Annotated in this window: 1 protein-coding gene; it reads left to right on the plus strand. The window is 48.9% G+C overall.

All coding sequences use genetic code 11. The annotated features are described in order from the left end of the window. A partial coding sequence (locus A3757_RS24145) for an oxidoreductase family protein (RefSeq protein ID WP_156506552.1) occupies positions 1-596 on the plus strand: 596 nt, incomplete at its 5' end. Positions 597-689 lie beyond the last annotated feature (93 nt).

Here is a 689-nt window from a genome sequence, read left to right on the forward strand (position 1 = left end):
CAGACATGCACACTTGCTTGGGCTGGCTAGCTAACTTCCATGCCAAATTTATGGGGCACGCACCCGACTCTTTATGGAAAACAGGGACATATTGGCACCTCGATACTCGCCCTGATGAGCTTGAAGCACTAGAAGATCAAGCACTAAAGAGCGCTGCCTCACGAATCGACTTCGCACTCGCAAGCAGCCCTTATCAAACCTTCGTACATGGCGACGCCAAGTTGGCAAACTTTTGCTTCTCTGAAGATGGCAAGTCTGTAGCAGCTGTAGACTTTCAATACGTAGGGGGAGGCTGCGGGATGAAAGATCTGGCCTACTTTATTGGCAGCTGTTTGCATGAAGAAGACTGCCAGCGCTATGAAAATCAGCTACTCGATAGCTACTTTGAACAACTTAAACAGGCTTTGCTCAAACACCAAAGCAATATAAACCCTAGCAAGGTTGAAGCCTCCTGGCGCCCTTTATTTTCAGTGGCATGGGCCGACTTTCACCGCTTCCTTAAAGGTTGGAGCCCTGAACATTGGAAGGTCAACGCCTACAGTGAGCAGCAATCACGCAAAGTAATCTCGCAACTAAATCAAGCTAAGGAGAGTTAGGCATGAAACTCTCCCCCACTGATCTCAAGGAACTCGCTCAATACGCTCGAGAAGCAGCCCAACTGGCAGGCGCTGTCATAATGACTTATGCCA

The sequence above is a fragment of the Oleiphilus sp. HI0117 genome (assembly GCF_001635235.1).